The following is a 20,200-nucleotide window of genomic DNA, read 5'->3' as shown; positions in this document are numbered from 1 at the left end:
AACGGTATAAGTCAATTAATACACTTGTTACATATTCTATAAAAAAACATTAAGAAACTATCACTCTATATATACAATGTATACATATAATAAAAGCACTCCCAATGCTTCCCTTGTACTACTTTAGTCGTTATGTAAATCTTTCAAAGAACTCTTCTTTTTTAACGCTCGTTTTTCTCGAACGCGGGTGCAAAGGTATAATAACACTTCGCATATTCCAAATATTATCGCAACTTTTTTCTAAAAAAATGCAACCAAAAAAATGTTGCGCGTACATATTACTATCTATAAGAGAAAATCAGAGGAATAATTATAAACCTTTCCTGGAAGTACACTGCAAAAGCGGCTTCGAGCGTTCAGAAATATGCAAAAGAACGTTTGTTTTTACAAGAGAGAGTTGCTAGGTCACAACTGTGACCCACGTGGTTCACAGCCGTCGGCCACCTGGGTCACTACTGTCGACCAGCTGGGTCACAGCTGTCAACCACGTGAACCATATACGTAACCCAGCAACTTTCTGCTAACACAAAAAAAAGAGAAAAACGATTGTGTAATGTAAAGAAAGGGCTACCTTTGCAGACACTAAAGAATTTAGATTGAAGATGATCGATAGGATTAAGGCTCTGCTCCGGGAAGTGGAGGAATTAAAGGTTGCGAATGCCGACGAAATAGAAGCGCTACGAATCAAGTATCTCAGTAAAAAAGGTGAGATATCTCAGTTGATGAATGATTTCAGGAATGTTGCTGCCGATCAGAAACGTGAAGTAGGACAATATCTGAACCAACTGAAAGAATCGGCTCAGAACAAGATTAATGATTTAAAAGACGGCTTTGCCAACGAGCAAACAATCGGCGATGACATTGATCTTACACGCACGGCATACCCTATAGCTTTAGGTACAAGACATCCGCTTTCAATCGTAAAAAAAGAAATCTGCGACATATTCGGCCGTCTGGGCTTCAGCATTGCCGAAGGCCCGGAAATAGAAGACGACTGGCATGTATTCTCTTCATTGAATTTTGCCCATGACCATCCGGCCCGTGATATGCAGGATACATTCTTTATTCAGCAAAATCTGGGCGTTTTGCTTCGTACGCATACCTCGTCTGTACAGGCTCGCGTGATGGAGAAACAACAACCTCCTATCCGCATTATCTGCCCCGGACGTGTGTATCGACATGAGGCTATTTCTTATCGCGCACATTGTTTTTTCCACCAGGTGGAAGCTTTATATATAGACAAAGACATCTCTTTTGCAGATTTGAAGCAGGCTTTGCTTTTCTTCGCCAAAGAATTGTTCGGACAAGACACCAAAATACGTTTGCGCCCCTCTTATTTCCCTTTCACAGAGCCGTCGGCTGAAATGGACATCTCATGCAACCTCTGCGGAGGCAAAGGATGCCCATTCTGTAAGCATACCGGCTGGGTGGAAATATTAGGCTGCGGAATGGTTCATCCCAATGTACTGGATAATTGCGGCATTGACAGCAATGTGTATTCCGGTTACGCCTTAGGGATGGGTATCGAACGTATTACAAACTTAAAATACCAAGTGAAAGACTTGCGCTTGTTCTCCGAGAACGATAGTCGTTTTCTGAGGCAGTTTGAGTCGGCCAATTAAATTGAAAACCTAAATCATTTTACCATTCCCCGGGCTCTTTAACCGCAGCCCGGGGAAAAACACAGGGAGATATTATGGTGAAGGTTTTATTTTTAGTAATAGGCGGAGCTATCGGCACAGCATTACGCTATGGTTTGATAGAATATGTGCAACGTTCGGTGCTACATGCCTTTCCCTTAGGCGTTCTGGCGGTTAATCTGACCGGGTCTTTTTTTATCGGATTATGCTGGAGCATATTTGAAGTATTGGAAATATCGCCCAATATACGCATCTTTCTCTTTGCCGGATTATTCGGCGGTTTCACTACTTTTTCTACTTTTGCACTAGACACCATGGTGCTGATGAAGGCAGGAGAATATAAGCTAGCCTTGTTTAATGTACTTGCCAGTAACATATTGGGTATCATTGTTGTATTCCTGGGATTTTGTCTTGGCAAGTATATCTTAACATTAATAAAATAAGCCATGAGAAAAGAAGAACGGTATAAAGGGGTCATTAACTGGTTTATAGAAAATGCACCATCGGCTGAAACAGAGTTACTTTACAATGACCCATTTCAGCTATTAGTAGCCGTTATACTATCGGCACAATGTACTGATAAACGGGTGAATATGGTTACTCCAAAACTGTTTGAAGCCTTTCCTACAGCAGAAGTAATGGCAGCATCTACTCCCGAAGTAATATTCGAATACATAAAAAGCGTATCCTACCCCAACAACAAATCCAAACACCTGGTAGGGATGGCACAGATGCTTATCCGTGACTTCAATAATGTTGTCCCCTCTGACGTTAATGAGCTTCAGAAACTACCCGGCGTAGGACGTAAAACGGCCAATGTGATAGCTTCCGTAGTGTACGATAAACCAGCCATGGCTGTTGATACACATGTATTTCGTATATCAAACCGACTCGGCCTGACAAACAACAGCAAAACACCCTTGGAAACCGAAAAGGAGTTGGTAAAACATATTCCCGAGAAGTTAATATCCAAAGCTCACCACTGGTTGATCCTCCACGGAAGATACATCTGTACAGCCCGAAAGCCGAATTGCGAATTATGCGGATTGAAGCCTTGGTGTAAATATTTTCTAAAACAGAAATGAAAGCTTACCTGAAGGAAATAACAATCAGTGTAATCTCTATCCTGATCATGGGAATAGCCGTATGGGCCTACCTTAAATCAATGGAAAAAGAGAAATCGCTGATAGAAACAGATATTTACACTCTTATTCCTCCTGATATGGAAGGGCTGCTGGCTATAAACAGGCCAAGCGTTTTCAGCAGGATGATCTTGAGCAAAAAAGATCTATATCAGTCCTTTGCATCAAAAATACCATCAGAATTTTTATCATTTACCAATAGTGGAGCCTCCTTCCAATCGTTTTTGCTATCTTTTCATCCGGACGGGATACTCTGCTACAGTTCGGCCAGTAAGCAGGAAGCAGGAAGATTTGAGAAAGAAATTCTGCAAAATAGCTTTGATTCATTCCAACCGGTAAAGCGAACAAAAGAGGGTGTCGAATTCACCTATTATCCGGTAGCCGACAAGCAGTTTTTCGGATTTTACATATACAATGGTGTATGGGTAGGAAGCTTTAGCCGCAAACTGCTGGAAGCAGCAGCAAACCAACAATTTAAAAACACACCTTCCCTACCGGAAGAGGTAGAGAGGGTGCGTGCATCTTTTGACAAGAATGCACCTCTTAATATCTTGTTTCCGACTAAAGAAATGAACCTATACGTAGAAAGGGAGAACCTTCCGGCATGGAGAATTACCGACAAGTGGCTTTCGGCAGATATGTTCCTGAGTGATGGCAACTTCTGCTGCTACGGCTTTCTGCCATACCAAGCTCAGTCTACTCCGTCCTGGTACGTGGCTATGGGAGATACGCTTTCTAAAAGAATAAACAATCTATTCCCCTCCATACATCTTTCTTTCCAGATAAATAAAGCAGACGACAAGGTGTATCTTACCGGCTGTACCCCTATGGGAGAAGAATAATCAGCAAGTGAGCGTCAAACCATCGTAAGACAAATGAACATTAGGCGGCAGTTCTCTTTCTACATCAGCGTGTAAGCCTATCCGGTGACTCATATGGATCAGCCAGGCATTCTTGGGGCGTATCCTTTCGATATTGGCCAATGCCTCTCCAACGCTTTCATGGGAAGGGTGTGATTTTTCTCTTAAAGCATCAATAATCAAGACATCCAGGTCTTCTAATTTGGAGTATTCTTCTTCCGGGAGGGTTTTCAAATCTGTCAGATAAGCCATCTTACCAATCCGGTATCCAAAGATTGATAAACAGGCATGCATCACCCGGATCGGTATTACCCGAACACCGGCTACCATGAATGGTTCCGTAGTAACATGATGCAATTCCAGGTTGGGAATTCCCGGATATTTGTGCGGGCGAAAAGCATACGGGATGCGGGTTTCAATAGCTTTGGCCACATAATCTTCCGCATAAATATCAATGCCTTTTGTAGCACAAAAGGGACGCAGATCGTCCAACCCACCTACATGGTCGTAATGTTCGTGAGAAATCAAAACGGCATCCAGATTGTAAATCTTATTCCGGATCATCTGCCAACGGAAATCCGGCCCACAATCAAGCAGAATCTGTTTACTTTCTGTTTCAACCAATACAGACGTCCGCATACGCCAATCCCGCCTGTCATCACTTGTACAGACGTTACACTGACAGCCTATTTCGGGCACTCCGGTAGAAGTTCCTGTACCTAAAAAAGTAATTTTCATTATCCGATATATTTTACTTCGGGCATCAATTCTACGCCAAAACGATCTGACACAGCAGCACGTATGCTTTCTGCCACCAAAGCAATCTCGTGACCGGTTGCGTCACCTAAATTGGTCAATATCAAGGCTTGTTTTTCATATACGCCTACCTGTCCATGCGCTTTTCCTTTAAAGCCGCACTGTTCGATAAGCCATGCGGCGGGTATCTTAACGGTTTGTTCTCCGGCAGGATAAGAGGGTAGGTCCGGGTATTGTTTCTTCAGCTTGTCATATTGCTGCATGGAAATAAGAGGATTCATAAAAAAGCTGCCGGCATTCCCAATGACCTCCGGATCCGGAAGTTTTTGCTTTCGTATCCCGATTACTGCATCCCGAACACCAGCCAGGGATATCTCACCCTCAGCAAACATCTCTTTCAGATTGCCGTATTGAAGGGTATATACAGGATTTTTACTCAAGCGAATCCTAATATGAGTTACAATATACGGGTCATGATCTTCATTCTTGAAATAACTGTGACGATAGGCATACTCGCACTCATCCTGTGTAAAGATCCGTTTTTCAAAAGTCAATTGATTGTATGTTTCCACTGCCTCAATTACATCCTTTATTTCAACACCATAAGCCCCAATATTCTGAATAGCTGCAGCACCACATTCTCCCGGTATATCAGACAGGTTTTCAATCCCATACCATCCTTTTGTAACGGTATAAGCCACTAAGTTATCCCAGATTTCCGCAGCACCAACCCGTAAGCAAACCGTTTCGTCTGTTTCTGCAACCACTTCGATACCTTTAATTAGGGAATGAAGGATTATACCGTTATAATTATTAATAAACAGCAGATTACTCCCACTTCCGATATGAAGCGAGATACACTCCTGAAAATATTCGTCATGTAAAATGCGGGATAATTCCTCTTCAGTCTCATATTCCATAAACCAGCGGGTTTTCACCGGTAGTCGAAAGGTATTGTGTTTTGTCAGCGAATAATTTTCTTCAATCCTCATGTCTCATTTTCTAAATTAGAGACAAAGGTAATATTTTAATTGGCGCGTTAATAATAAATTACAGGGTGTTTATATGCTCACGTTGGTCACTAAAGAATTTCAAACGCTCCATTTCGCTACTCTCTGTAATCAGGATAGAGTAACGCCTCAACGATTGTATCCACTCTTTCTGCAACTTGCAAATATCCGGATGGCGTGCATCAATCATATGAATAGCATACAGTTTCATAGTACTTATCTCAAAGCTAGCCGATTCCATATAGCCGTAAGATGTATCCAGATGAATATTTGAAAGATACATACTCACTTTGCCCCCGTTTTTAAAACTTCCGGATGCGGCAGTCTCTTCCAGATCGTCAAGCAGAGAATGAAGTTCCTTTTTAATTTTCACAATATCCTCCTCTGAAAGAAATTTTAGTTGAGCAAAAACCTGTATATTGCTGACAAAAGAGAGTATGAAATTAGGGTCGAGCACATACAATGTTTCAGGTATATTTCTGAATTCCTTTATCACTCGTCTTTGCAACGTTATGGTCTTATCCGATATATGAACGTCATCCAACGAGCCTGTACCTTTCGCCATATTGCTTTGATGTAACCATCTGGAAATACGGAATTTTGTAATATATTCGTAAGGTTCGCAGAAAACAACAGGGATTGAGTTTGTTGCACTATACACTTTCGCAGAAGGATCAGTTCTTACAACATCTTTAAGCCGTAAAAAATACTTGAGCATCTCATCGTAATTAGCCATTGCGTCGTCCGATTTAATCAGACTCATGTGTATCAGAGCCTCGGAAGAACCCTCTCGACCAATAAGCTTGTCAAGCGATAAATTTAACTTGTGAGCAATAACCGTCGCCTCTTCCAATGTAAAAGGCACATCTCCTCGTAATCTGCGATAAGCAGCTTCTTTACTCACAGAAAGAGCATCAATCAAATAGTTGGCAAGATTCGTTTTGGAAGGCAAAGAATCTGCCATTGAGTTTATGAGCAGTTCATTTAGTTGTCCGTTCATTTTCACATTCATTTTCATATTCAATTTTTGGCATTAAGCACAGATAGTTAAAAACTTCGTTTCGATAATGGCGTTGATACTTAATTAGTATAATTCTTTTTGAAAAAGAAAGAATTTTCTTGTATTTTTACCTCAGTCTATTATTCCCTTTTATTTATTTATGCAAAGTAATATCATTTTACACTCACAGCAAATACATTTTGCAAAGAAATTCATATAATATTTTTCTGATTTTAAAAAATACTATCATAAACAAGACAAGTGTTTCATTATCCAAACCACAGCCATTACTTTTTCTAATTTCCGTTATTTCTAAATAGAACACTTGCCCATAACACGAATTATATTTATTTTCAGCCTTTGTTTTAATAACATAATATATGAAAATTGTAAATTTAGGAGAATCAAATAGTATTTTAAACCGGTTTGTATCTGAGCTAAGGGATGTTACTATTCAGACAGACCGCTTGCGTTTCAGACGGAACATCGAAAGAATTGGCGAAATCATGGCTTATGAGATCAGTAAAGATTTCTCATATTCTTCCAAGGATATTTTATCTCCTTTGGGAGTTGCTCCGATGAATACTCCAGACGACAAGGTCGTTATCAGTACCATTCTGAGAGCCGGACTTCCTTACCACCAAGGATTCCTCAGCTATCTTGATCATGCAGAAAATGCTTTTGTCTCCGCATACCGTAAGTATAAAGACCGTTTAAATTTTGATATTCACATAGAATATATAGCCTCCCCTAATTTGACAGGTAAAACCCTTATCATCACCGATCCTATGCTGGCAACCGGTAGTTCCATGGAAATGGCCTACGAGGCACTGACCACGAAAGGGCAACCTTCGCATGTACACATCGCATCCGTTATTGCCAGTAAGCAAGCTATAGATTACATTAAGAATAAAATGTCGGACAAAAAAACAACCATTTGGGTGGCTGCCGTTGATGATGAATTAGATGAACATTCTTATATTGTTCCCGGTCTGGGAGACGCTGGCGACTTGGCTTATGGAGAAAAAGAATAATAAACAAACTAACTAATCGTATGAAAAGAGTCTTTGTATTTCAGGATTTCAAATCACAAAAGTTTTGGAGTATTGATGTAGATGGCAGCTGCTATACTGTCAATTATGGAAAATTAGGAACTGATGGTCAAACACAACAAAAGGAGTTTTCATCACCGGAAGAAGCTCAAAAAGCTGCCGACAAACTAATTGCCGAAAAAACCAAGAAGGGATATGTGGAAACACGGGAAGAAACGGCACAGGGCATGAAAGTGGAAGCAAAAAAGTACAAGCTGACTTACGATGATTATGATGATGGAAAGACGCAAGAAGACTTGCTGAATAAAATAATCAAAGACAAAAAGCTACCCGAAATCAAGCAACTTACGATTGGATGCTGGGATTTTGAGTCCGGAGACTGCCAGGAGTTGGTAGATGGTATAATTGCCAATAAGGAGAAATTTGCACATATCGAAGGGCTCTTCTGGGGTGATATAGACTCTGAAGAAACAGAAATATCCTGGATTGAACAGACCAACCTGTCCCCTCTATTGGATATTATGCCAGAGTTAAGTGAATTAAAGATAAAAGGAACGAACAATTTAAGCATTGGGCAAAAACCTCGCCCCAATCTAAAATCTCTTGAAATAATAAGCGGCGGCTTGCCTTCCTCTGTTGTAGAAGATGTTATTAAGTCTGACTTCCCAAACTTGGAAGAGTTAATATTATATGTAGGGGTAGAGGATTATGGTTATGACGGTAGCATAGAGCAGTTCAAGCCCTTGTTTTCAAAAAGCAAATTTCCTAAACTAACCTCTTTAGGACTCGTAAATGCCGAAGAGCAAGATGCAATTGTAAAGCTATTCCTGGAGTCGGATATACTGCCTCAGCTGGAAACAATGGATATATCCTGTGGTGTACTGACCGATAAAGGCGCCCAGCTACTGTTAGACAATGTAGAAAAAATCAAACATCTGAAATTCATTGATATGCGTTACAATTATCTGACTGAGGAAATGAAGAAGAAACTCTCCAAACTTCCCATGAAGATTGACGTAGCTGAGTCGGAAGCCATAGACGAAGAATACGAAGAATATGGAGGATACCCGATGATCACAGAATAATGCAGGCATTGGTTGTCAGCAATATTGAGTCACGGCGAACCGAATATTTTATAAAAGCCGGTAAAGAGATTGGGATTGACACCCGCTTTGCCACTTATCAGGAATTAGAGAAAGGCCTTTCTGCATATCAGCATCTTCTGATTAAGCTGGAACCGCCCGTTTACTCAGTATCTGATTTTTCAATATATCAGAAGCTCTGCGACGAGTATATTCGGCTGCTGGAGCGTTTGGGGGAAATTAAAAAAGCCCCCAGTACGCTATTCCTGAATGAGCCGGGGAGACTCATTTGCTCACTGGATAAGGCTGAAAGTAAATCTGTTTTAACCGGTTTGGCTGTTACGCCCTTAGTATCATCCACGATCTCTTGTTTTGACGAGCTGATGGAGCTACCTGACAAACAAAAAAGAAAAGGATTATTCATTAAGCCTCGCTACGGATCCGGAGCCGGGGGGATTATGGCATTAAAACAACATCCCAAAACAGGAGAACTGGCTGTTTATACAACACTTTTGCAATCTGGTGAAGATTTTCTCAACACAAAACAAATTCACCATTTAAAGTGTAAAGAGAAAATTGCCCGGTATGCCGATATGGTTTTAGGAGCAGGAGTCATTGTAGAAGAATGGCTCCCTAAAGACGAGTACAAAGGGGAGAAATACGACTTGCGGGTGGTTTGTCAGTTTGGCAAAGTAGAACATATCGTAGTCAGATACAGCAAAGCACCCATCACCAATCTCCACCTGAACAACAAAGCCGGCAACTTTGAAGAACTGGCTACAAATAAAACATTCTACAACGAAGTAGAAGCCCTCTGTTTAGAAGCCCTTAAGCGATCCGGCTTACACTATGCTGGGATCGATGTATTGATAGAACGAGATAGCCAGAAGCCGTACATCATAGAAATAAACGGACAAGGAGATCACATCTATCAAGATATGTATAAAGAAAACAATATCTATAAAGAACAACTGTTAACGATTCATCGTCATGAAGATAGACATGCAGGAAGTTGTAGGAAAGCGGGATATCCTGATGCTTTGTCTGGATACGCTCCGGTATGATGTAGCTGTCGAAGAAGAAAAGTCCGGAGGTACGCCTATCCTTAGCCATTATGGAGGTAAGTGGGAAAAGCGTCATGCGCCGGGAAATTTCACCTATCCGTCACACTTTGCCATTTTTGCTGGCTTTTTCCCCTCTCCTGCTGATCCTCATGATTTCAAAGAACGGGAATGGCTCTTCTATCCGAAACGCGTAGGTACAAGTAGTATAGCTCCTCAGGGTAGTTACGAATTTACAAAAGCAACCTTTGTTGAGAGTTTGTTTGACGAAGGCTACGAGACAATTTGCATAGGAGGTGTCCGTTTTTTCAGCAAACTGAATGATATCGGGAAAGTATTTCCCGGCTACTTTCATAAGAGCTACTGGAAACCGGCATTTGGCTGTCCGGAAAAGGATAGTGCAACATCTCAGATAGATTTTGCCCTCAAAAAACTAAATGAATATCCTATTGAAAAAAAGATATTCTTATATATCAATTTTTCTGCCATTCATTACCCAAACTACCATTATATAAAAGGAAAGACAGAAGACGACCTAGAAACACATGCTGCTGCCCTGCGGTATGTAGACAGTCAACTTCCACGACTGTTCGATGCTTTCGGGAAAAGAGGGGAACCCTTGGTTATCGCCTTTTCGGATCATGGCACCTGCTACGGAGAGGATGGCTTTTTCCGGCATTGTGTTTCGCATGATGTAGTCTATACAGTTCCTTATAAACATTTTATTCTGAGATGATGAATAGTCGCCCTCCTCAATATCTACAATATTTATACAGTTATCCGCATAAAACGGCCTACCAAACATTTACCTCCCCGGTAGCTATAGCTAATTATCTGGAACAGCTAACAGATAAAAAGGCCAGCCTTTATTTTCATATCCCTTTCTGTCGGTATAAATGTGGTTTTTGCAATTTGTTTTCCCTGCAAGGATGTAATAACTCCCGTATAGAAGCATACCTCGAAACCATGAAAAGGCAAGCAGGGCAGTTGTCTACTTTCACAAAAGACTTATCCTTTACCTCTTTTGCCATCGGAGGGGGAACGCCCTTGGTATTGAACGAATCTCAATTGGAAACAGTATTCGATATCGCATCTCTTTTGGGGGTAGATACTTCTAAGACGTTTACTTCTATCGAAACTTCCCCCGATTTCACTAACAAACAGGTATTAGGTCTACTGAAAGAAAGAGGCGTAGAACGGATAAGCATTGGTATCCAAAGCTTTCGGCAAGAAGAATTACAGAAAATAAGAAGAAGTGTCTCGATTGAAACATGTGCCTCAGCCCTGGAAACCATACAGCAGGCCACTTTTCCACAATTCAACATAGACCTGATATATGGCATTGAAGGGCAAACAGTTGAAAGTTTTCTAACATCTATACAGATAGCCTTATCGTATCAACCCACCGAGTTATTTATGTATCCGTTGTATGCCCGTCAGGAATTACAAGATTCATCTAGGGCAAAAGACGAAATATTATATATAATGTATAAAGCAGGACGGGATGCATTGATAGAGCAAAGCTTTACGCAAACCTCCATGAGGCGTTTTGTAAAAAAGGCATCTCCCGACCTGGAATATTCATGCGGTGATGAAACTATGATTTCCTGTGGATGCGGAGGACGCAGCTATATAGGAAAACTACATTATGCAACTCCTTATGCTACAAAGCAAACGGAAATCCGCACAATTATAGACCAGTATATAAAAACTACAGATTTTACATTGGCAACAAACGGACTGATTCTATCCCGCGAGGAACAAAGAAAAAGATATATCATCAAAAACCTACTGTATTACAAAGGAATAGACAAAGCTGATTACGAACAACGCTTTGGAGAGGCATTTCACTTTCCTTTCGAGCTCCTGATCGATGAGAACCTTGTCGAAGACAAAGAGGGATTTATCCGCCTTACGCGGGAAGGCTTAGCTTATTCGGACGAAATCGGACTATTGTTTGTATGAATGCCATCAGGAACATATACTTCAGAAGCAGTTTGAATTCATGCAATTACCAATGTTCTTACTGCTCTTTCGGACGAAAAAAGAAGGCAGATGATTTGGACAAAGACAGGGAATCACTCCAACGATTTTACGAAAAGATTTCCACCCTTAAAAACGTATTAAAAATCATGTTCATTCCTTATGGCGAAGGACTGATACACAAGTATTACCGGGAATATATGATAAGGCTGTCGCTACTGCCCCAGGTGGAAGGAATTTCTTGCCAGACCAACCTTTCTTTCTCTTCGTCCCTGTTCTTAAAAGAGATTGAATCCTTTAAAGCAGAGAAAAGCAAACTAAAGCTTTGGGCGAGTTTTCACCCGGAAATGGTAGGAGTAGATACATTCGTTAAAAAGGCTCATCAGCTGTTTTATGCAGGAATTGAACTATGTGTAGGAGCCGTAGGTTGCAAAGAAAACAAACATATAATTGAAGAACTTCGTAAAAAGCTGGACAAACGTATTTATCTTTTCATAAACGCATTACAAGGGAGCAAGCACCCTTTGAAGGATGAAGATAATCTGTTCTTTACGACCATAGACCCACTCTATGCCTTTGACTTCAAAAATGCAAAAGCCAATCCGGTCCATTGCCGGGGAGGAAAAGACAGCTTTTTCGTAAATGCAAATGGAGACATGCAGGCTTGCCCACGCAGCTCGATACAGATTGGTAATCTATATGATAACACAATAATAAAAGAGTCGTTTTGCAACAAAAAACGCTGCGATTGTTATATAGCCTACAGTAATTTAGAGCAAACCCCTTTAAGCCGTATTATGGGTAATGGTGCCCTTTGGCGTATCCCCGAAAAACGAAAAGTAAAAGCCATTTTCTTTGACATCGACGGTACACTGACTGACTCAGAAGGGAATATCCCCCACACTTACCAGGAAACACTTACCCAGCTTTCAAAACAAATACCCCTTTACCTTGCTACCTCCCTCCCACTTCAGCATGCCAAACGGCGCTTAGGCCCTCTATTCAACCTTTTTGCCGATGGTATTTTTGCCGATGGCGGACACTTACGATACAATCAAAAAGACACATATATCCCCATACTCCCATTGCCGGAGATAGACGAAAACATCTACCAAGTAAAAAAATACACAAACAAGGAGCAAACATATAAATACGTGATAAAAGCCCCAACTATCGCCAAAGCCGAAGAATTAACCCATTTGCTCCATTCGGGCTACTACAACCTCTATCACAAAGGCCGCCTGATAACCTTAACCAACCGGAATGCCAACAAGAAAAATGGCCTATTAACAATCTGTCAGGCAGAAAAAATAAAACCCGATGAAGTAGCAGCCATAGGAAACACCATGCACGACTGGCTAATGCTATCAGCAACAGGATATCCATGCGCCGTTATAAACGCAGACAAAGAACTCCGCCAGTTAGCCACCTATGCAATAAACCCCGACCAACTCCCTCTATTCTTCACCCCTTATTGTATTTTTCAGCCTCTATAAATCAGCCAAACAAGATCAAATACATTTACCTGTTAATCAAATGATCAGAACGGCAAGAAAATTGCACGCATGCGTTTCCCCGATCGCATGCATGCGTTTTACAAATAGCATGCACGCGTTTTGCAAAATGTATGCATACTATTTTTGCTTCCTGTATAAGGAATCACTTTTAACAAGCGAATGTTAAATACCAAAAAATAAAAATATTCGCTAAAAAATGAGTATATTTACTTAATCTGATTGTTCTCTTTAAAAATGCCGTCCTTAATATGCAGTCTAAAATTACTAATACTATTGAAGAATCCTCACTATGGGAGAAATTCTTGAAAGGAGATGATAAAGCTTATGCCTACTTCTACAAAAAGTATATGGAAAGCCTTTTCTCTTATGGAATGCGTTTTACATCAGACAGAGAGCTTGTAAAAGATTGCATTCAGGATATTTTTGTAAAAATATACAGTAATCGCTCCAACCTGAAGCAAACAGATAATGTAAAACTATACCTCTTCATTGCATTAAAAAACACACTTTTTAATGTATTCGCAAAAAATACAGAATAAAAAAGTAAAAAGAAGCAGAATAGCGAAAGTTAATTGAAAATCAGGCGTTTCAAACGATTTTCGGTTTTACCGCACGGACAAGTAAAGTCATTAAAAAGACACTTAAAGCCCCGGAACGTAACCATATTCGTAACTCGTTTGTCTGACTTATGGATTACCCGGTATATCAGTAACGACGCTGTTTCTACGCTTTTTGCTCGTTTATTCCTCCCCAAAGGTAATATTTTGGACGGACAGCGGCAAAAAATCCGATAGAATGATGCGTATGTATTGAATCACAATAATTTGCGTAACGACAGATAACTCAATTAGAATTAATTTTGAACCAATAAAAAATTGAGTTATGCGAAGTACATTTAACGTGCTTTTCTACGTGAAGAAAAGCCAGCCGAAGAAAAACGGATTGTGCCCTGTAATGGGTCGTATTACTATTGACGGCAAAGCCGTTCAATTCAGTTGCAAATTTGACATCGACCCCAAAATTTGGGACGTGGATGCAGGCCGGGCTTCCGGGCGAAGTGAACAAGCCCGCGAAGCTAACCGCCTGCTCGATCAGGTGGGCGCAAGCCTTACAAAGCACTACCGCGAGATAGTGAACCGCGACGGCTATGTAAGTGCCGAGAAAGTGAAAAATGCCTACCTGGGTATGGATATGCGGTGCGAAACCCTGCTTAAAGTGTTTGCACGCCATAATGAAGATTTTGAAAAAATGTATCAGGCAGGCGGTCGCAGTTGGAGAACACTCTATCGGTATCAGCGTGTATATAAGCTGCTGGAAGAATTTATAAAACACCGATACAACCGCACCGATATTGCACTAAAGGAGATACAACCTGCTTTTATTACCGATTTTGAATTGTTCCTACGCACCGAAAAAGACTGTGGCTCGACAACAATATGGGTCTATATGATGCCTTTACAAAGAATGATTACGACTGCCATTAATAACGGTTGGCTTCAACGAAACCCTTTTTTTGAATATAGCATTAAGCCCGAAGTGGCAGACCGGGGATTTCTGACAAAAGATGAAATTAAGGTGCTTATGGAGGCTCAATTTTCTGATGATGATATGACATTAGCACGGGATATGTTCATATTTTGCTGTTTCACGGGTTTTGCCTACACCGACCTTTACAGTATGACGATTGACAACCTGCAAAGTTCCTTCGACACAAAACACCAATGGCTCGTAAAGCGCCGGGATAAAAGCAATGTATCATCGACCGTGCCTGTGTTGGAAATTCCAATGAAGATACTGGAGAAGTATAAAGGGCTTGCCTCCGGGGATAAATTACTGCCTGCTCCCTGTTATCCGAGAGCGAAATATTTGCTGAAACTGATAGAAAAAGAGTGTGGTTTGGAAAAGCATATTACCTGGCACATGAGCCGCCACACATACGCGACGGAAATATGCCTTACCAATGGCGTACCAATCGAATCACTTGCGAAAATGCTGGGTCATAAGAATATCCGCACGACACAGATTTACGCCAAGATAACGCATGAAAAGTTAAGCCATGATGCGGACTTGCTTGCAAATCGTTTGAATGGTATTGAACAGTTTAAGGCAGCTTCGTTTTAATGCGAATAAAAAAGCGGGCAGGCTTTCGGTAGTCTGTCCGCTTTTGTGTTTATTCCCGGCGTGTCTTATTTGTACGCCTCCCGGTAGCTGTTATCTAACATCTTTTGCAGATCGCTTTCGCGGTAGAGGATTTTACCCCCTATCTGACAATAGGGTATTTTGCTCTCGTTGCGGTAGTCCTGCAATGTACGGCGGCTTATCTTTAACCGCTGCGATACTTCTTTATCGGTCAGGTATCTTTCGCCGTTCAATACAGGCTTATAGTTTTTTGCCATTAACTCCAGGCGGATAAATACTTTTTCTATTGACCGGAATAACTGAACCATGCGCGGGTTATCCTTTGTAACCAGGTCGCCCCCTAAATCTGAATATTCGGGATTATTTTTCATGGCGCACCTCCTTCCCTTCGGACATATCATTAATCAACTTTTCCACATCTTTGGGCTTGTAATACATCATTCTGTTAATCTGCGTATAGGACAGTTTGCCGCTATCCCGCAGGGATTGCAGCGTCCGTTTACTGATATTCAGAATTGCACAAACGTCCTGCCCGTCCAGCCATTTTTTTAATTCCTTGCCGCCACTCTGTTCGCATAGGGCGTCCACCTTGCGGACGATCTGCTCGAAGCGTTCCATTAACGCCTCATACGTGCGGCCTTCTATACTTATTATTTCCATATCATTAATCTTTTTTCGTTCGTAAAAATCACGGGATAACAAAGATAAAGCATTAAGAATCACACTGTATCAATGCTTCGGTCGCTGGATGCTTGTGGCTTCGTGTGGCTCCGGTAAAATCCATTTGCCACCCGTCCGGCTTCCCGGATTATCCGCCTTTTGCGCCGCCGCTAACGGTTAAGCGGCGGCGAGTGATTTTGTTCTGTCCTATCATAATTTCTTCCCCATTTCAATCGGTATGCTACTCTGCACCTATATAAAGTGTTTCGATTTCAGGCGCGAAAATACTTCCGTGCCGTGCGCCACAAAAGGCGACCGTCAGGGTTTAGGCCGGGCGAAAAAATCTTCCGACATCCCCTGCGGGGACGTGGCGTATTTTATTCGCCCAATCTTTTAACCCCTTTCCCGGTTGGTTACGCGAAAAATCTTCCTCTTTCCCTCCTTCTTCTATCCGGGCGAGCGTATTTCACGCAAAAACAGCCTACGCCTTTTTATCGGATGCTCCGCACCCGTGTCTGGTCGTAGGCTGTTTTTGTTCGCGCAAGCCTTGTGTGGACTTCTTCACGGGATTTTCCTGCCCCCGAAACTCGAACACTCCATACCGGCTCCGAGCAGCATTGCGGTTAAAAAAAAGGTCAGAAATTATGAAACGAACAGAAAAAAATAGTGAAACCCGATCCTCCAACCTTCCAATCAGCATTGGGTTGGTTTTGAAGATAGCTTTTGTAGTTACGGGCTTTGCCCTTTGGGGTTGGTCTTTCGTGGCGGTGGTAGTGGGTATTTACATACTCTTTATAGTAGCGAAAACCCTGCTTTCCTGCCTTGTTTCCCTGCTCGTCCTGGCAATCATAATCACGCTGGCAATAGGTTTAATCTTCTAAAAATTACGGACATGAGAGATTTTATTAGTATTTCAGAGATAAGCAAATACGGCTTACAATTATCAGACTATCAACAAAGAAATTTAGAGGGCTTACGGAAACAGTTTGCACCGTTCGCGCCTGTCTGCAAAACCGTCGAAGTGCTTTATATAAGCCATTATGACGATAAGTACCATGCCGAAGATGTTGCGGTATTCCTTGACTATAAAGGCTATCTGTTAAGGGCTTATAAGCACCATTATACAGATAAGGTTTACCGCTTTTGCCTTGTCGAACAGTACAGGCACAAGCACACAAAGAACTACCAAAACAGAAACGAAATGCCGAACAAAGTCGGCAAACCGACCCCGGCGAAAATGGATGTTTGGCTTGCCTACCTGTTGAACGAGGAAGAAGAAAAAAAGGCATACGCACAAAAATACATAGACGAGGAAACAGCGTTCCGGGCAGAACTGGCGCAGTTAGGCGATGCCGTCAAATGGTACGACAACGGTAACAGGGGGCATATCGTAATGAATAACCTTGTTTTTGACTTTTCGATTGAGGCGTGCTACATAAACAAGACGGTAAAAATAGACCGTAGCTATGATTTAGGGCTTTCCGGCTTTCTCCAAATGGCAGATAATAAGTACCGACCCACCAAACAGCAGTAATAAACCGGGCGGGGAAACCCGCCCATAAAATCACAAAAACAACAATTTTAATCACTTTAATAATTTTCAATTATGACAACGAACAAGAACAACGGCACAGCCGTAGCAGGACAGGAAAACAGCAACAGCGCAGTATTAACCGCAGTAGTGGTTAGCAAACCCGACAACGGCGAACGCAAAGCCGTAAACATTCTTTCGGACTTGATAGAGCCGAGCAATTACAACGCCCGAAAAACTTTCGACCCTGATGCCATGAAAGAACTGGCGCAGAGCATTTCCGTTCACGGACTGATACAGCCCATTACGGTACGCAGAAAAGGCGAGAAAGGCGAACATTACGAAATCATTTGCGGGGAGCGCCGTTTTAGGGCGTGTCGTATGCTGAAAATGTCGGAAATACCCTGCATAGTCCGGGAGGCTACCGATGAACAGGCGTATGACCTTTCAATCTCCGAGAACCTGCAAAGGGAGGACGTGCCCCCAATGGAGGCGGCAGAGGCTTACAAACGCCTTATCGCTACAAAGCGGTATGATATTGCAAGCCTCGCCGTAGCATACGGCAAGAGCGAAAAGAGCATTTACCAAATGTTGAAACTTTGCGACCTTATCCCCGGTATTGCCGAACTCGTAAGGGTGGGAAAACTGACCGCCTCCGCAGGGATAGTCATAAGCAAGTACGACAAGAAAATGCAGGCCGATATACTGAAAGACCGTTTAGGCGAGGACGGACGGGGCGAATGGTGCAATATCTCCGCCGGAGTGTTGGAGGGCAAAATACAGTCCTGTTATACCAACAATCTCGAAAATTACCTTTTCGATAAAACCGCTTGTCTGAAATGCGCCCATAATTCCACAAATTTCGACCTCTTTGCCGAGGGTGGCGGGTGCGGTAGGTGTACGAACAAAAAATGCCTTTCGGACAAGCAAACGGCGTATCTCGTAGCAGAGGCGCAAGCCGTAGCCCTTGCAGACCCGAAACTCGTTTTTATCGGCGACCAGTACAGTTACGACAACGAGGCAACCACGATAATCAAAAAGGGCGGGTACGAGTTTAAGAACGTACAGACATACAACCTTAAAAGCTATCCGACCGCCCCGACCGCTCCGCAAGCTACCGACTACAAAAAGCCGGAGGACTTCGGGAAAGCACAGGCGCAGTATGATAAGGCGCAGGAGAGATACGCCAAGCAGACCGCCGAACTCGAAACGCTCAAAGAACAGGGCAAAATCCGTGTCTATGCCAAGATAGGCGATAACAGCGTAAAACTACATTACAAGGATGTAGCGACCAAAGACACCAAGACCAACGAGCAGTTAATTTCCGAACTGACCGCCAAGAAAGAACGTAACGAGGAACTGAAAGCGGAAAAGACCGCCGAGGGCTTGAAAGAACTTTTGCGGACGGAAGATATACCGCAGTCGGCATTTACCGCAGACGAAGAAACGGCAATGTATTTCTTTATGCTTTCCAAGTTACGCCGTTGCCATTATCCGGCGGTAGGACTGAAAGAAAACGACTATTACGGTCTGACGGACGAAAAGAAACTGAAAATCGCCAAATCGCTGACAGAGGAACAGAAAACCGTTATCCGGCGCGACTACCTGTATAGCCACCTAACCGACCGCACAAATACCGTAGCCGATACAAAAGGCGGTATGTTACAGGCGTTCGCCAGTCAGCACCTACCCGAAAAAACGACGGGTATCATAACCGCACAGGCCGAGGAATACGGCAAGAAAAACGCCCGACTGGACGAACGTATTGCAGGACTGAAAAAGGCCGAAAAGAAAGCAAAAGCCGAGGCCAAAGCGAAAAAGGCAGAGCAGACCGCCGAGGCAGGGAAATCCGCTAAAAGGGAAGAAAAACCGGGCAAGGAGAGCAAGAAAGCGACCGCAACGCCGACCGTTTCCAAGACCAAGCCCGAAAGCCCGGCAAAGGAACAGCCCAAAGTTACCGTAACTGCCAAGACCGGGAGCAAGCCGGAGGAAAAACCGACAGTTAAAGCGAAAGAGCAAGCCCCGAAAGTAGCCACCATACCCGCCAACCCTGTAAAGCCCAAAAGCACGGCGGTAGCAGTAATCGGATAAATCACAGAGTTATTAACCGGGGCGGGAAAACTCCCGCCCCTTAAAAATACCCATTATGACAGTATTTGTATTGTTTCAGACAGACATATATAAGACAAGGGCAAGCCGTGTATTTTTCGGCGTGTTCACGTCCGAGGCGGGAGCGATAGACCACGCCAAAGAAAACGGCCTATATACCCATGATGCCGAGGTAGTAATAACAGAGTGTGAAACGGATAAATTCGGCGAGGTATGAGGATAGACGCATATATCGACAATCCTGTAATATCCAACCAGCAGGAATATTACGAACTTTTGGAACTCCTGGAGGAGATAGACCCCAAATGCAACAGCGTACAACTCCGGCAGGAGGTTGTAATTATTGAGAATATAGCCCGCAGGACGTTCAAATACCCCCGCAATCCTACAATCCAATGGATTGCCGGAAGGCTGCGGTACATGGTCGAAAATGGGCTGTAAATGCCTTTTACATCTATATTCTAAAGTGGGGACGGGTGCGGGAAATCCGCGCCCGCTTCTTTTTCCATGAGCGAATAGAACAGGTCTTTTATGCGGAGAAAAAGAAGCAAAAAGCCGGATGATTACTATTCTTATGAGATCTGCAAATTATTTGAGAGAAAATATACAAATAATTTGCAGATCAAATGACATTATTTAATTTTTAGCAAGTTTCAAT

Annotated in this window: 23 protein-coding genes; 18 read left to right on the top strand and 5 right to left on the bottom strand. The window is 42.5% G+C overall.

The features are described 5' to 3' along the window. Positions 1–602: 602 nt before the first annotated feature. From pheS to M2470_RS18190, 4 genes are all read left to right on the top strand, one after another. Complete coding sequence (gene pheS, locus M2470_RS18205) at positions 603–1,622, top strand: phenylalanine--tRNA ligase subunit alpha (RefSeq protein WP_280746413.1); 1,020 nt, start codon at positions 603–605, stop codon at positions 1,620–1,622. Between the two features lie 74 nt (positions 1,623–1,696). Continuing rightward, complete coding sequence (gene crcB, locus M2470_RS18200; protein ID WP_280746414.1) at positions 1,697–2,083, top strand: fluoride efflux transporter CrcB; 387 nt, start codon at positions 1,697–1,699, stop codon at positions 2,081–2,083. A gap of 3 nt (positions 2,084–2,086) precedes the next feature. Next, positions 2,087–2,725 (top strand): endonuclease III, encoded by a 639-nt coding sequence (gene nth, locus M2470_RS18195; protein WP_280746415.1) that lies wholly within the window; start codon positions 2,087–2,089, stop codon positions 2,723–2,725. Further along, the gene (locus M2470_RS18190; protein WP_280746416.1) at positions 2,722–3,624 is read left to right on the top strand and encodes a hypothetical protein; all 903 of its coding nucleotides are present in this window, start codon (positions 2,722–2,724) and stop codon (positions 3,622–3,624) included. The genes nth and M2470_RS18190 overlap by 4 nt, the downstream gene beginning before the upstream one ends. Here M2470_RS18190 and M2470_RS18185 read toward each other — a convergent pair whose 3' ends face one another. The 3 genes from M2470_RS18185 to M2470_RS18175 are packed head-to-tail and all read right to left on the bottom strand — an operon-like array spanning position 3,625 to position 6,408. Further along, entirely contained in the window at positions 3,625–4,380 is a 756-nt protein-coding gene (locus M2470_RS18185) for an MBL fold metallo-hydrolase (RefSeq protein ID WP_280746417.1), read from the bottom strand. It lies immediately after the preceding gene. Then, positions 4,380–5,390: a UDP-N-acetylmuramate dehydrogenase gene (gene murB, locus M2470_RS18180; protein WP_280746418.1), complete on the bottom strand. Its 1,011-nt coding sequence runs from the start codon at positions 5,388–5,390 to the stop codon at positions 4,380–4,382. Before murB ends, M2470_RS18185 begins: the two co-directional genes overlap by 1 nt. 58 nt (positions 5,391–5,448) lie before the next feature. Beyond that, positions 5,449–6,408, bottom strand: coding sequence for a helix-turn-helix domain-containing protein (locus tag M2470_RS18175; protein WP_280746419.1), 960 nt, complete (start codon positions 6,406–6,408; stop codon positions 5,449–5,451). Positions 6,409–6,788: 380 nt separating this feature from the next. Between M2470_RS18175 and upp the strand changes: the two genes are divergently transcribed. The 8 genes from upp (at position 6,789) to M2470_RS18135 (ending at position 15,224) form a co-directional block, all read left to right on the top strand. Next, the gene (gene upp / locus M2470_RS18170; RefSeq protein WP_280746420.1) at positions 6,789–7,442 is read left to right on the top strand and encodes a uracil phosphoribosyltransferase; all 654 of its coding nucleotides are present in this window, start codon (positions 6,789–6,791) and stop codon (positions 7,440–7,442) included. A gap of 20 nt (positions 7,443–7,462) precedes the next feature. Next, entirely contained in the window at positions 7,463–8,545 is a 1,083-nt protein-coding gene (locus tag M2470_RS18165; protein ID WP_280746421.1) for an STM4015 family protein, read from the top strand. Further along, positions 8,545–9,606, top strand: coding sequence for an STM4014 family protein (locus tag M2470_RS18160; RefSeq protein WP_280746422.1), 1,062 nt, complete (start codon positions 8,545–8,547; stop codon positions 9,604–9,606). Before M2470_RS18165 ends, M2470_RS18160 begins: the two co-directional genes overlap by 1 nt. Further along, positions 9,533–10,339, top strand: a complete 807-nt coding sequence (locus M2470_RS18155) for an STM4013/SEN3800 family hydrolase (protein ID WP_280746423.1) — start codon at positions 9,533–9,535, stop codon at positions 10,337–10,339. The genes M2470_RS18160 and M2470_RS18155 overlap by 74 nt, the downstream gene beginning before the upstream one ends. After that, positions 10,339–11,568, top strand: coding sequence for an STM4012 family radical SAM protein (locus tag M2470_RS18150; protein WP_280746434.1), 1,230 nt, complete (start codon positions 10,339–10,341; stop codon positions 11,566–11,568). Before M2470_RS18155 ends, M2470_RS18150 begins: the two co-directional genes overlap by 1 nt. After that, positions 11,565–13,082, top strand: coding sequence for an STM4011 family radical SAM protein (locus tag M2470_RS18145; protein WP_280746424.1), 1,518 nt, complete (start codon positions 11,565–11,567; stop codon positions 13,080–13,082). Before M2470_RS18150 ends, M2470_RS18145 begins: the two co-directional genes overlap by 4 nt. Positions 13,083–13,351: 269 nt before the next feature. Continuing rightward, complete coding sequence (locus tag M2470_RS18140; protein ID WP_280746425.1) at positions 13,352–13,642, top strand: sigma factor; 291 nt, start codon at positions 13,352–13,354, stop codon at positions 13,640–13,642. 343 nt (positions 13,643–13,985) lie between these two features. After that, positions 13,986–15,224 (top strand): site-specific integrase, encoded by a 1,239-nt coding sequence (locus tag M2470_RS18135; RefSeq protein ID WP_280746426.1) that lies wholly within the window; start codon positions 13,986–13,988, stop codon positions 15,222–15,224. A 65-nt stretch (positions 15,225–15,289) separates the two neighbouring features. Here the strand turns inward: M2470_RS18135 and M2470_RS18130 are convergent, their stop codons facing one another. Both M2470_RS18130 and M2470_RS18125 read right to left on the bottom strand, forming a co-directional pair. Next, the gene (locus tag M2470_RS18130) at positions 15,290–15,613 is read right to left on the bottom strand and encodes a helix-turn-helix domain-containing protein (protein WP_280746428.1); all 324 of its coding nucleotides are present in this window, start codon (positions 15,611–15,613) and stop codon (positions 15,290–15,292) included. Further along, positions 15,603–15,902: a helix-turn-helix domain-containing protein gene (locus M2470_RS18125; RefSeq protein WP_280746429.1), complete on the bottom strand. Its 300-nt coding sequence runs from the start codon at positions 15,900–15,902 to the stop codon at positions 15,603–15,605. Before M2470_RS18125 ends, M2470_RS18130 begins: the two co-directional genes overlap by 11 nt. 644 nt (positions 15,903–16,546) lie before the next feature. On the opposite strand from M2470_RS18125, the gene M2470_RS18120 reads away from it, so the two are divergent. The 6 genes from M2470_RS18120 to M2470_RS18095 all read left to right on the top strand — a co-directional run bounded on the left by M2470_RS18120 (position 16,547) and on the right by M2470_RS18095 (position 20,105). Next, positions 16,547–16,783 carry a hypothetical protein gene (locus tag M2470_RS18120; RefSeq protein ID WP_151934557.1) on the top strand — a complete coding sequence of 79 codons (237 nt, stop codon included), beginning with the start codon at positions 16,547–16,549 and terminating at the stop codon, positions 16,781–16,783. A gap of 11 nt (positions 16,784–16,794) precedes the next feature. Next, positions 16,795–17,436 carry a hypothetical protein gene (locus M2470_RS18115; protein ID WP_280746430.1) on the top strand — a complete coding sequence of 214 codons (642 nt, stop codon included), beginning with the start codon at positions 16,795–16,797 and terminating at the stop codon, positions 17,434–17,436. A gap of 72 nt (positions 17,437–17,508) precedes the next feature. Beyond that, the gene (locus M2470_RS18110; RefSeq protein WP_280746431.1) at positions 17,509–19,524 is read left to right on the top strand and encodes a ParB/RepB/Spo0J family partition protein; all 2,016 of its coding nucleotides are present in this window, start codon (positions 17,509–17,511) and stop codon (positions 19,522–19,524) included. Between the two features lie 55 nt (positions 19,525–19,579). After that, positions 19,580–19,759 (top strand): hypothetical protein, encoded by a 180-nt coding sequence (locus tag M2470_RS18105; protein ID WP_280746432.1) that lies wholly within the window; start codon positions 19,580–19,582, stop codon positions 19,757–19,759. Next, positions 19,756–19,983, top strand: coding sequence for a hypothetical protein (locus M2470_RS18100; RefSeq protein ID WP_280746433.1), 228 nt, complete (start codon positions 19,756–19,758; stop codon positions 19,981–19,983). Before M2470_RS18105 ends, M2470_RS18100 begins: the two co-directional genes overlap by 4 nt. After that, positions 19,938–20,105, top strand: a complete 168-nt coding sequence (locus M2470_RS18095; RefSeq protein WP_280746502.1) for a hypothetical protein — start codon at positions 19,938–19,940, stop codon at positions 20,103–20,105. The genes M2470_RS18100 and M2470_RS18095 overlap by 46 nt, the downstream gene beginning before the upstream one ends. Positions 20,106–20,200 lie beyond the last annotated feature (95 nt).

This window comes from Parabacteroides sp. PH5-46, from assembly GCF_029892785.1.
GTDB lineage: Bacteria > Bacteroidota > Bacteroidia > Bacteroidales > Tannerellaceae > DFXE01.
This window is presented reverse-complemented; position numbering and strand designations above follow the sequence as displayed.

What these genes read in the sequence shown, in the direction of transcription:
- M2470_RS18135 (WP_280746426.1), top strand. Translation starts at nt 13,986, where the DNA reads ATGCGAAGTACATTTAACGTGCTTTTCTACGTGAAGAAAAGCCAGCCG.
- M2470_RS18165 (WP_280746421.1), top strand. Translation starts at nt 7,463, where the DNA reads ATGAAAAGAGTCTTTGTATTTCAGGATTTCAAATCACAAAAGTTTTGG.
- M2470_RS18110 (WP_280746431.1), top strand. Translation starts at nt 17,509, where the DNA reads ATGACAACGAACAAGAACAACGGCACAGCCGTAGCAGGACAGGAAAAC.
- M2470_RS18125 (WP_280746429.1), bottom strand. Translation starts at nt 15,902, where the DNA reads ATGGAAATAATAAGTATAGAAGGCCGCACGTATGAGGCGTTAATGGAA.
- M2470_RS18130 (WP_280746428.1), bottom strand. Translation starts at nt 15,613, where the DNA reads ATGAAAAATAATCCCGAATATTCAGATTTAGGGGGCGACCTGGTTACA.
- M2470_RS18155 (WP_280746423.1), top strand. Translation starts at nt 9,533, where the DNA reads ATGAAGATAGACATGCAGGAAGTTGTAGGAAAGCGGGATATCCTGATG.
- M2470_RS18190 (WP_280746416.1), top strand. Translation starts at nt 2,722, where the DNA reads ATGAAAGCTTACCTGAAGGAAATAACAATCAGTGTAATCTCTATCCTG.
- M2470_RS18145 (WP_280746424.1), top strand. Translation starts at nt 11,565, where the DNA reads ATGAATGCCATCAGGAACATATACTTCAGAAGCAGTTTGAATTCATGC.
- M2470_RS18115 (WP_280746430.1), top strand. Translation starts at nt 16,795, where the DNA reads ATGAGAGATTTTATTAGTATTTCAGAGATAAGCAAATACGGCTTACAA.
- M2470_RS18150 (WP_280746434.1), top strand. Translation starts at nt 10,339, where the DNA reads ATGAATAGTCGCCCTCCTCAATATCTACAATATTTATACAGTTATCCG.
- nth (WP_280746415.1), top strand. Translation starts at nt 2,087, where the DNA reads ATGAGAAAAGAAGAACGGTATAAAGGGGTCATTAACTGGTTTATAGAA.
- M2470_RS18120 (WP_151934557.1), top strand. Translation starts at nt 16,547, where the DNA reads ATGAAACGAACAGAAAAAAATAGTGAAACCCGATCCTCCAACCTTCCA.
- M2470_RS18105 (WP_280746432.1), top strand. Translation starts at nt 19,580, where the DNA reads ATGACAGTATTTGTATTGTTTCAGACAGACATATATAAGACAAGGGCA.
- pheS (WP_280746413.1), top strand. Translation starts at nt 603, where the DNA reads ATGATCGATAGGATTAAGGCTCTGCTCCGGGAAGTGGAGGAATTAAAG.
- M2470_RS18175 (WP_280746419.1), bottom strand. Translation starts at nt 6,408, where the DNA reads ATGAACGGACAACTAAATGAACTGCTCATAAACTCAATGGCAGATTCT.
- M2470_RS18140 (WP_280746425.1), top strand. Translation starts at nt 13,352, where the DNA reads ATGCAGTCTAAAATTACTAATACTATTGAAGAATCCTCACTATGGGAG.
- M2470_RS18095 (WP_280746502.1), top strand. Translation starts at nt 19,938, where the DNA reads ATGGATTGCCGGAAGGCTGCGGTACATGGTCGAAAATGGGCTGTAAAT.
- M2470_RS18100 (WP_280746433.1), top strand. Translation starts at nt 19,756, where the DNA reads ATGAGGATAGACGCATATATCGACAATCCTGTAATATCCAACCAGCAG.
- crcB (WP_280746414.1), top strand. Translation starts at nt 1,697, where the DNA reads ATGGTGAAGGTTTTATTTTTAGTAATAGGCGGAGCTATCGGCACAGCA.
- M2470_RS18160 (WP_280746422.1), top strand. Translation starts at nt 8,545, where the DNA reads ATGCAGGCATTGGTTGTCAGCAATATTGAGTCACGGCGAACCGAATAT.
- upp (WP_280746420.1), top strand. Translation starts at nt 6,789, where the DNA reads ATGAAAATTGTAAATTTAGGAGAATCAAATAGTATTTTAAACCGGTTT.
- M2470_RS18185 (WP_280746417.1), bottom strand. Translation starts at nt 4,380, where the DNA reads ATGAAAATTACTTTTTTAGGTACAGGAACTTCTACCGGAGTGCCCGAA.
- murB (WP_280746418.1), bottom strand. Translation starts at nt 5,390, where the DNA reads ATGAGGATTGAAGAAAATTATTCGCTGACAAAACACAATACCTTTCGA.